We start from the raw sequence: 7935 nt of genomic DNA, 5'->3' as shown, positions 1-7935 counted from the left end.
AGGGCCCGTCGCCGCCTGGCGCGCTTCGCGGCGGCTTCGGCTTCGGGGGTGCGGTGCGGGGCCGGCCGCGCGGCGGCGTCGAGTTTCGTCACGTCAGTCATGGGTCATTTCGCCCGTCGCAGGCCGAGTGCGTTGTTGATGTCGGTGTCGACGTCCTTGAGGCCCTTGAGCAGGCCGCCGCCGGCACCTTGCTGGTAACCGGTCCAGAAGTTGTCCATGGTGGCGGCGAGGGTGGAGCCGATCTCGGTGACCGGACTGGTGTTGCTCGCCGGATGACCGGAGGCCTCGATGAACGTCCGGTATTGCGGCGTCGCTTCGAGGTGAGGCGACGCGGCCGCGCTCTTGAGGGTGGGGATGTTCTTGAGGCCGTTGGCGAGCTTCACGGCGGCGTCGGTATCGGTGGCCAGGTATTTCACCAGCGCCCAGGCGGCCTCCTTGTGACCGGAGCGCTTGTTGACGCCGACGTCGGCGGCCGAGGCGAAGCCACCGCCGTACTGCGCGCCGCTGTCGGCCAGGATGGGGAAGGGTGCGGTGCCGTACGCCAGGTTCGGGGCCTGTTCGTCGACGAAGGCGACGCGCCACTCGCCGTCCAGGGCCATCGCGACGCGGCCGGTCTGGAAGGAGTTGTTCGCGGACCATTCGTCGCCCAGGCCGGCGGTGAAGGTCTTGAGCTTGTCGTAGCCGATCTTGCGCACGAAGTCGTGCTGCCAGGTCATCAGGCGCTGCCATTGCGGCGAGGAGGCGATGGCCGAGTCGCCGTCCTTGGTCCAGGTCACCCCGGCCGTGCCGCTGAAGGTGGCGGAGGTGTTCTGGTGGGTGCCGATCAAGGGATTGAAGCCGAGCGTCTTGATGGAGCCGTCGCCGTTGAACGTGGTGAGCTTGAGCGCCATGTCCTCCAGTTCCTGAAGGGTGCGCGGCGGCTGCGTGTAGCCGGCGGCGTTCAACACGGTCGTGTTGAAGTACAGGCCGTACACGTCGGAGGTGGTGGGCAGCGAGCAGCGCCGGCCGTTGAAGGCGGTGGCTCCGGCGAAGATGCCCTGGAAGGCGTCCGCGCTCACGTTGTCGCGTCGCATGTAGGGTTCCAGGTCGGACATGCTTTTGCAGGCCGTGCCGAGCGTTGCGTTGACGTTGGTGATCAGGACGTCGACGTCTCCGCCGGACGCCACCACCTGGGTGATCTTGGTGTCCTGCTGTCCGGAGTGCACCCGTACTTTCACATCCGGGTTCTTCCGCTCGAAGTCGTCGACGACGGACTGGAAGACCTTGGCCTCACGGCTGGTGTAGTGGTGCCACAACTGGATGGTGCCGGACAGATGGGTCGGCGCGGTCGCGGCGACCGGACTGTCACCGGGGGTGGCGCAACCCGACAGAGCGAGAGTCGTGCCGGTCGCGAACGCGGCGAGGACTGCGCCGATTCGCCGTCCGGACCGTGGGGTCGGGGTTGGTTTCGCCGTTCTCATCGCAGAGCCTTCCTGTGGGAGTGCGCGACGCGTCGTGGTATGAGTCCTCCGGTGTGGGCGCCGGGCCCGGGGCCGGCGATGGGATGCGGGCCGGCGATGGGATGCGGGCGGGTGTGCGGCGGCGCCGTTGCGCCGGAGCGGCGGTCGGCGGGCGCGGTGTCAGCGGATGTCGCGCAGCTTGTCCGCGATGACGCGGGACCGGTCCTGGTCGGAGCCGACGGCGTGGGCGAGGAGCGTCTCGCGGATCCGGTCGCGCAGGGTGTGTCGGGCTCCGGCGAGCACGGCGTCCTCCTCGACGCGGGTGACCTGCACGGTGGGGTCCCATCGGGTGTGATCGCGGATGGCGCGCCAGGTCAGTTCGGCCAGACGGCCACCCCCGGCCCGGCCCACGGGGCCGCCCAGGATCACCGAGCTGGGGTCGACGACGCCGAGTACCGGGATGACGCTCTGCGCCAGTCGGGGGGCGTAGACCTCCAGTACGCGTTCCGGCAGCGGTTCGCCGGCGAGCACGCGCTCGAAGGTGTGTTCCCCCCAGCCGGCCTCGTGGCCGATCCGGTCCAAGGCGGAGGCGCCGAGAAGCCCCTCCAGGTCGTCGGCCTCGGTTTCGGGGTCGAACACGCCGCGCGGCACCGGGAGATTGCCGATCTCACCGGCGCCGCCGGACGCGCCGCGCAGGACGGAGCCCGCCACGTCCACCGCGAGGCCGATGCCGTACCCGATCCACAGCAGGGCGAAGGTGGAGTCCGGGAGTAAACCGGCGGCCCGGCGCTCCGCGACGGCCGCGAGGTTCACGTCGTTGTCGACCAGTACCTCGCAGCCCAGGGCCTCTTCGAGCTGGTGCCTGATGCTGCGGCGGGACCAGCCGGGCAGCGCCCGCACCGAACTGAGTTCGTCGGAGCGCGGGTCGACGCTGCTGGGTACACCGACGCCGACGTGGCGGATGGCGGACAGATCCACCCCCGCCGACTCGCACGCGGCCAGCACGGCCCGCGCCACGTCTCGTGCCGCGCTGCGATGGGCGGGCAGCCCCGAAACCGCCTCGTGGGCGACGGGGTGCGCGATGCCTTTGGCGTCGACCAGTACGGACCGCACGGCCTCCTGGTCGACGTTGACGGCGATGCCGTACGCGAGGTCGTTGCGCACGTCGTAGAGGGCGGCGCTGGGGCCTCGGCCCACGGACTCCTCCCCGACGACCTCGATGAGGCCCTTGTCTTCCAGCCGGACCACCATCTGGGCGGCGGTCGGCCTGGACAGGCCGCTGAGTTCGCCCACACCGTTGCGGCTCAGCGGGCCGTGGTCGAGCAGGAGACGCAGCGCCGTCGCGGCGTTCTGGTCACCGAGCCACGACGGTGTTCCCCGGACGGCCATGACGTTCTCCTTACATCCGACTTTCGACGCGAGGAACGTATCAGAAAGTTTCTTTATAGTAAGGGCTGACGGAAGCCGTGATTTTTTCGTTACCTTGCCGGCTGCTTACCTCGATCACAAGCGGACCAACCAGTCGAATTCGGGCCTGCCCTGGCACGGAAGGCGGTCGGCGGCTAATATCAGGCAAGAAAGTTACGAGTAACGAGAGCGAGGGTGGGATGGCCAACGTCCTGCGGGTCGGAATCCTCGGCAGCGGTGGCATCGCCACGGCGCCTTACGGCGTACTGCCGAACATGCACCATTACGCGGGACGCGTGGAGGTCGTCGCCATCGCCGATGTAGCGCCCGAGTTGGCCCGCGCGACCGCGGATCGCTTCGCGATCCCGGCCGCCTACGGCTCCCTCGACGCGATGCTCGACAGCGCCGACATCGACGCCGTCGTCAACCTCACGCCGATACCGGTACACGCCGAGACGTCGCGCGCGATCCTCGCTCGGGGCAAACACCTCGCGGGCGAGAAGCCGCTGGCGGCCACGATCGCCGAGGCCGACGAACTGATCGCCATGGCCCGCGAGCGCAACCTCACGGTCGTCTGCGCGCCACCCGACGTGCTGTACGAGCCGTACGAGCGCGCGGCCCGCCTCGTGCGCGAGGGCGCGATCGGCAAGGTCGCCTTCGCCCGGGTGCGCAGCTCGCACGCCGGCCCCGGCGGCGGCCCGAACGGATGGCCGTCCGACCCGAGTTGGTTCTATCGCGAAGGCTCGGGGCCACTGCTCGACATGGGCGTGTACGGCATCCACGAGATCACCGGCATACTCGGCCCGGCCAAGCGTGTCGTCGCGTTCGCCGGGATCACCGAACCGGTCCGCACGGTCCGCGGCGGGCCGTTCGAAGGTCTGGAGATGCCGGTGAGCGTCCCGGACAACTGCCTGTTCATGCTGGACTTCGGCGATGCGACCTTCGCCGTCGTCGACGGCGGCTTCAACGTGCACGCGGCCCGCAGCCCCAAGGTGGAGATCTTCGGCCGCAAGGGTGTGCTGAACATCCTGCGACCCGACGGCCCAAACCTGGAGCTGTACCGGACCGACATCGTCCCCGGGGTGGACGGGTGGGTCGAACCGACCCTGCCGCCGGCCCCGAACACCCTCCGCGAAACGTACGGTCGGGCGCTGCTCGTGGGCCATCTCGCAGACGTCGTGCTCGACGGCGCAACGCCCGTCCTCACCGCCGAGCACGCGCGCCACGCCCTGGAGATCATGATCGCGGTGACGGTGTCGGCACGCGAACAACGCTTCGTCGAGCTGACGACGACGTTCTGACCCGTGATCCGCCGGTCGCGTGTGCGCGTGCGCACGACCGGCTCCCGGGAACCGCCGAACGCCCGAGCTCGCTCACATCCGTAGACCCACCTCGCCCGACGGCACCGGCCCCTCCGACGCAACCAGAGGACCGCTCACCATGACCCTGGCCACACCAGCCCCGCTGCGCATCGGCGTCATCGGCTTCGACCACTGGTACGCAGCCATTCCCTTTGCCCGCAAGATCGCGGCCGAGCCCGCCGTTCGACTGCGCGCCCTGGTCGATCGCGACCCGGCGCGAGTGCGCCACGTCGCGGACCTGACCGGATGCGAACGCACCTCCACCGACCCGGCGTTCGTGCTCGACGACCCCGAGATCGACGCGATCGCGTGCTTCACCAGCGTCGACCAGAGCCCGGACCTGTGCGTGGCCGCGGCCCGCGCCGGCAAGCACATCGTGTCCGTGAAGCCGCTCGCCACCACCCTGGCGGAGGCCGACCGCATCGTCGCGGAGGTCGAACGTGCCGGCGTCGTCTTCGTGCCGAGCGAATCGCGCCACACCTCGCCCTTGGCCGTCCGACTCGCCGGCCTGGTGAACTCCGGCCGGCTCGGTGAACTGCGCGCCGGCACCTTCGCCATGCACAGCGGGCTGCCGGTGGCCTGGCCCGGATCCACCGAGGGACCCGGCTGGTGGGCCGACCCGGCGCGCACCGCCGGTGGCGCCTGGATCGACCACGCGGTCTACCAACTGGACCGCATGAACGCACTGTTCGGGTCACCGGTGGCCGAGGTGACCGGCACGGTGGCCGACATCGCCCATCCGGGACTGCCGGTGGAGGACTACGGACACGCGGTGTTCACCCTGCAGAGCGGCGCCGTGGTGACCGTCGAGGACACCTGGATCGCACCCGCGGGCACCTCGTCGACCCGGGCACACATCGTGGGTTCCGAGGGTGCGGTGTTCCACTCCACCGCCACAGGTACGTTGGGGGTGGCCGAAGCCGGCGGCGAGTGGTCGTTCACCAAGCTTCCCGCCGATACCTTCGACACCGTCGAGGTGCTGCTCGCGGCCGTCAACGACGGTGTGACGCCCGGCTCGACCGTCCGCACCGCACGGCAGACGCTGGCCGCCTGCCTGGCGTTCTACGAGGCGGCCCGCCGCGGACACTGATCCACTCGGGCCCACACGACGACGACGGTCGGCCGACCAACGGACACGCACGGGAGTGCCGGCGCACGTGGATACTCAGTACATCGTCGGTGTCGACGCGGGCGGGACCAAGACCCGGCTGCGCTTCACCACATTCGAGGGCGACGTCTTCCGAGACGTCACCCACCCTGCGGGCGACTGGACCAATCTCGACGCGCGAGGCAAGGCCGCCGCGCTCGGCGCCCGAATCCGCGCGGTCACGAGCGAACCGCCGGCCGCCGTGGCGGTCGGTGCGCACGGCTGCGACACCGATCACGAGTGCGCCGAACTGCGGGCGGCGGTACAGGCCGAACTCTCGGTCCCGGCCCACGTGGTCAACGACGCCTTCCTGTTGGAGGCCGCCGTGCCGGACGGCGGGCCGTGCGCCGGACTCGTCGTCGGGACCGGCTCGATCGCGGTCGCCCACCACCGCACCGGCGGATCCCTGTACGCGGGCGGCTGGGGGTGGCTCGTCGGCGACCCGGGATCGGCGTGGGGCACCGTCCGAGAGGCGGTGCGTGCACTCACCCGGACGCACGATCGCGCGGACCCGGACGACCCGCTACTGCCGGCGCTGCTCGCCTGCTCCGACACCGGCTCGCTGCGCGAGATCGTCGGTTCGATGCAGCGCGTGCCACCACGCTCCTGGGCCCATTGGGCCCCCACGGTCTTCGACGCGGCGGAGGCGGGATCACCCGCCGCGCTGGCCGCGGTCCACTGGGGGATGGACGAACTGGCCACCCTGGTCGACGACTTGGTGGCGCGCGGCGCCGACGTCACCCGAGTGGTGGCGGCCGGCAGTGTGATAGCCGGCCGGGCGCTGCTCGCCGACGGCCTCGCGGACCGACTGCGGGTGCGTCTGGGCGTGCCGCTGACCGTCTTCGATGGCGATCCCGTGGAGGGGGCGGTACGCCTGGCGCTCGCCACTCGCCCGAACTCGCGGGCGTAGGTGGGTGTTCCGCCCACGACGGCATTGACGAGCACGGCCCGGCGTGGGGTCCTGGATGTCCCAGAACCGCGCGGCGAGCCGGTAGTCGAGGGTGGGTGCGACCAATTCCGGGCTCGCGCGCCCGCGCAGCCCTGCGCGACACCACCCTTTACCACGGCGTCCTGTCGGCGATCGCCGACGGCAACCACACCCGGGGCGGCATCGCGAGCTACCTCGCCCGCACGTCCACCGACCCGGGCCACGCCCGGTCCGTGCTCGCAGACACCGGCACGATCGTCCGCGACGCCGACGCGTTCCACAGCACATGCTTCCGGTTGCCTGGTCGATCGAGCTGAACGGCCTCACCACGACCGGTGTCGGTGAGGCCCGGTCCGCGCGAAAAGTTCTGCGCCGATTCGGAGCCGCGTGAGCCGAGGATCAGGTCGCGGCGAGGGCGGGCCACAGGGCCGGGGGGATGGGCCATCCGCCCATCGTGGCTGCGTCGGTTGCTTCTTCGGGGGTGCGGGTGCCGACCAGGACGGTGGCGACCGCGGCGTGGGCGGCGGCGAAGGCGATGGCGGCGGCGCGGAGGGGGACGCCGTGGCGTTCGCAGGTCGCCTTCAGGCGCAGGGCGCGGGCGAGCAGGTCGGCGTCGGCGGGGGCGTAGTCGAAGTGGGCGCCGGGGCGGGGGTCGGCGAGCAGGCCGCTGTTGTACACGCCGCCGGCCAGGACCGAGACGCCGCGCTCGGCGCAGCGGTCGAGCAGCGCGGCGCCGGTGCGGTCGAGCAGGGTGTAACGGCCGGCGAGCAACACGCAGTCGACGTCGGTTTCGGCGACGAAGCGGTCGAGCATCGCGGACTGGTTCATCCCGACGCCGATCGCGCCGACGACGCCTTGCTCGCGCAGCGCCACGAGCGCGGGGACGGCTTCGTGGGCGGCCTGTTCCCAGTGCTCGTCGGGGTCGTGTACGAGGGCGATGTCGATGTGGTCGAGTCCGAGGCGGTCCAGGCTGGATTCGAGGCTGCGGCGGACGCCGTCGGCGGAGTAGTCGAGGACGCGGCGGCGGTGGGGCGTGTCGACGAACCCGTCGGCGGCGGTGGGCGCGGCCGGGTCGTCGACGAGCAGCCAGCCGACCTTGGTCGAGACCGTGAACGCGTCGCGGGGACGCCCCCGCAGGGCCGCGCCCAGGCGGGTCTCGGACAGTCCCACCCCGTAGTGCGGCGCGGTGTCGAAGTAGCGGATGCCGGCCGCCCACGCGGCCTCCACGGTCGCGTGGGCCTGCGCGTCGGTGGTGGCGGTGTACAGGTTGCCGAACGCCGCCGCCCCGAGCCCGATCCGGCTCGCGACGACGGCTGTACGGCCGATGCGGGTGGTTTCCACGTGCGGTGCTCCTGGGTCGAGGGTGTCGGGTCGGCGGATCGCCGGCTGGGGCAACCGGCCGCGAGGCCGGTTCGGCCCACCCGGACGCAGTGGAACCGCAGCCCACGGACGAGACGGTACGGGTGGTGCGGGTGGGAACACTTCCCGTCCCGACCGAAGCGTCACCCGTCGGCTTCGGCGCGACCCCGCGCGGAACGCGGCCCCACCACCGCCGGCCTACTCCGGCCGCAGGCGCAGACCTTGCATGCCGCCGTCCACGGCCAGCGCCGTACCCGTGGTGGAGGCCGCCAGGGGGCTCGCCAGCGAGCAGAT

7 protein-coding genes and 1 pseudogene are annotated in these 7935 nt (G+C 71.3%); 4 read left to right on the top strand and 4 right to left on the bottom strand.

Annotated features, from left to right (window positions below):
* Positions 1-104 precede the first annotated feature (104 nt).
* Both GT354_RS41610 and GT354_RS41605 read right to left on the bottom strand, forming a co-directional pair.
* A complete protein-coding gene (locus GT354_RS41610) occupies positions 105-1460 on the bottom strand; it encodes an extracellular solute-binding protein (RefSeq protein ID WP_161361912.1) in 1356 nt (451 codons plus the stop codon).
* A 159-nt stretch (positions 1461-1619) separates the two neighbouring features.
* Positions 1620-2828 (bottom strand): ROK family transcriptional regulator, encoded by a 1209-nt coding sequence (locus GT354_RS41605; RefSeq protein WP_161361910.1) that lies wholly within the window; start codon positions 2826-2828, stop codon positions 1620-1622.
* A 218-nt stretch (positions 2829-3046) separates the two neighbouring features.
* Between GT354_RS41605 and GT354_RS41600 the strand changes: the two genes are divergently transcribed.
* The 4 genes from GT354_RS41600 to GT354_RS41585 all read left to right on the top strand — a co-directional run bounded on the left by GT354_RS41600 (position 3047) and on the right by GT354_RS41585 (position 6599).
* Positions 3047-4147 carry a Gfo/Idh/MocA family oxidoreductase gene (locus GT354_RS41600; protein ID WP_161361908.1) on the top strand — a complete coding sequence of 367 codons (1101 nt, stop codon included), beginning with the start codon at positions 3047-3049 and terminating at the stop codon, positions 4145-4147.
* Positions 4148-4286: 139 nt separating this feature from the next.
* Positions 4287-5297 (top strand): Gfo/Idh/MocA family oxidoreductase, encoded by a 1011-nt coding sequence (locus GT354_RS41595; RefSeq protein ID WP_161361906.1) that lies wholly within the window; start codon positions 4287-4289, stop codon positions 5295-5297.
* Between the two features lie 67 nt (positions 5298-5364).
* Positions 5365-6264, top strand: a complete 900-nt coding sequence (locus tag GT354_RS41590; RefSeq protein WP_161361903.1) for an ATPase — start codon at positions 5365-5367, stop codon at positions 6262-6264.
* A 95-nt stretch (positions 6265-6359) separates the two neighbouring features.
* Complete coding sequence (locus GT354_RS41585; protein WP_202512877.1) at positions 6360-6599, top strand: hypothetical protein; 240 nt, start codon at positions 6360-6362, stop codon at positions 6597-6599.
* An 82-nt stretch (positions 6600-6681) separates the two neighbouring features.
* On the opposite strand, the gene GT354_RS41580 is transcribed toward GT354_RS41585, so the two are convergent.
* Positions 6682-7623 (bottom strand): aldo/keto reductase, encoded by a 942-nt coding sequence (locus GT354_RS41580; protein ID WP_161361901.1) that lies wholly within the window; start codon positions 7621-7623, stop codon positions 6682-6684.
* A 216-nt stretch (positions 7624-7839) separates the two neighbouring features.
* Positions 7840-7935 (bottom strand): annotated as a pseudogene (locus tag GT354_RS41575) (SDR family oxidoreductase); the annotation flags it as partial.

The organism is Streptomyces sp. SID3343, assembly GCF_009865215.1.
Taxonomy (GTDB): Bacteria; Actinomycetota; Actinomycetes; order Streptomycetales; family Streptomycetaceae; genus Embleya.
Note: the sequence above shows the minus strand (reverse complement) of the source record. Positions and strands in the feature narration are given on the sequence as shown.

Excerpts from the sequence above, each read along its gene's own strand:
- GT354_RS41600 (WP_161361908.1), top strand. The coding sequence starts at position 3,047 with ATGGCCAACGTCCTGCGGGTCGGAATCCTCGGCAGCGGTGGCATCGCC.
- GT354_RS41595 (WP_161361906.1), top strand. The coding sequence starts at position 4,287 with ATGACCCTGGCCACACCAGCCCCGCTGCGCATCGGCGTCATCGGCTTC.
- GT354_RS41605 (WP_161361910.1), bottom strand. The coding sequence starts at position 2,828 with ATGGCCGTCCGGGGAACACCGTCGTGGCTCGGTGACCAGAACGCCGCG.
- GT354_RS41610 (WP_161361912.1), bottom strand. The coding sequence starts at position 1,460 with ATGAGAACGGCGAAACCAACCCCGACCCCACGGTCCGGACGGCGAATC.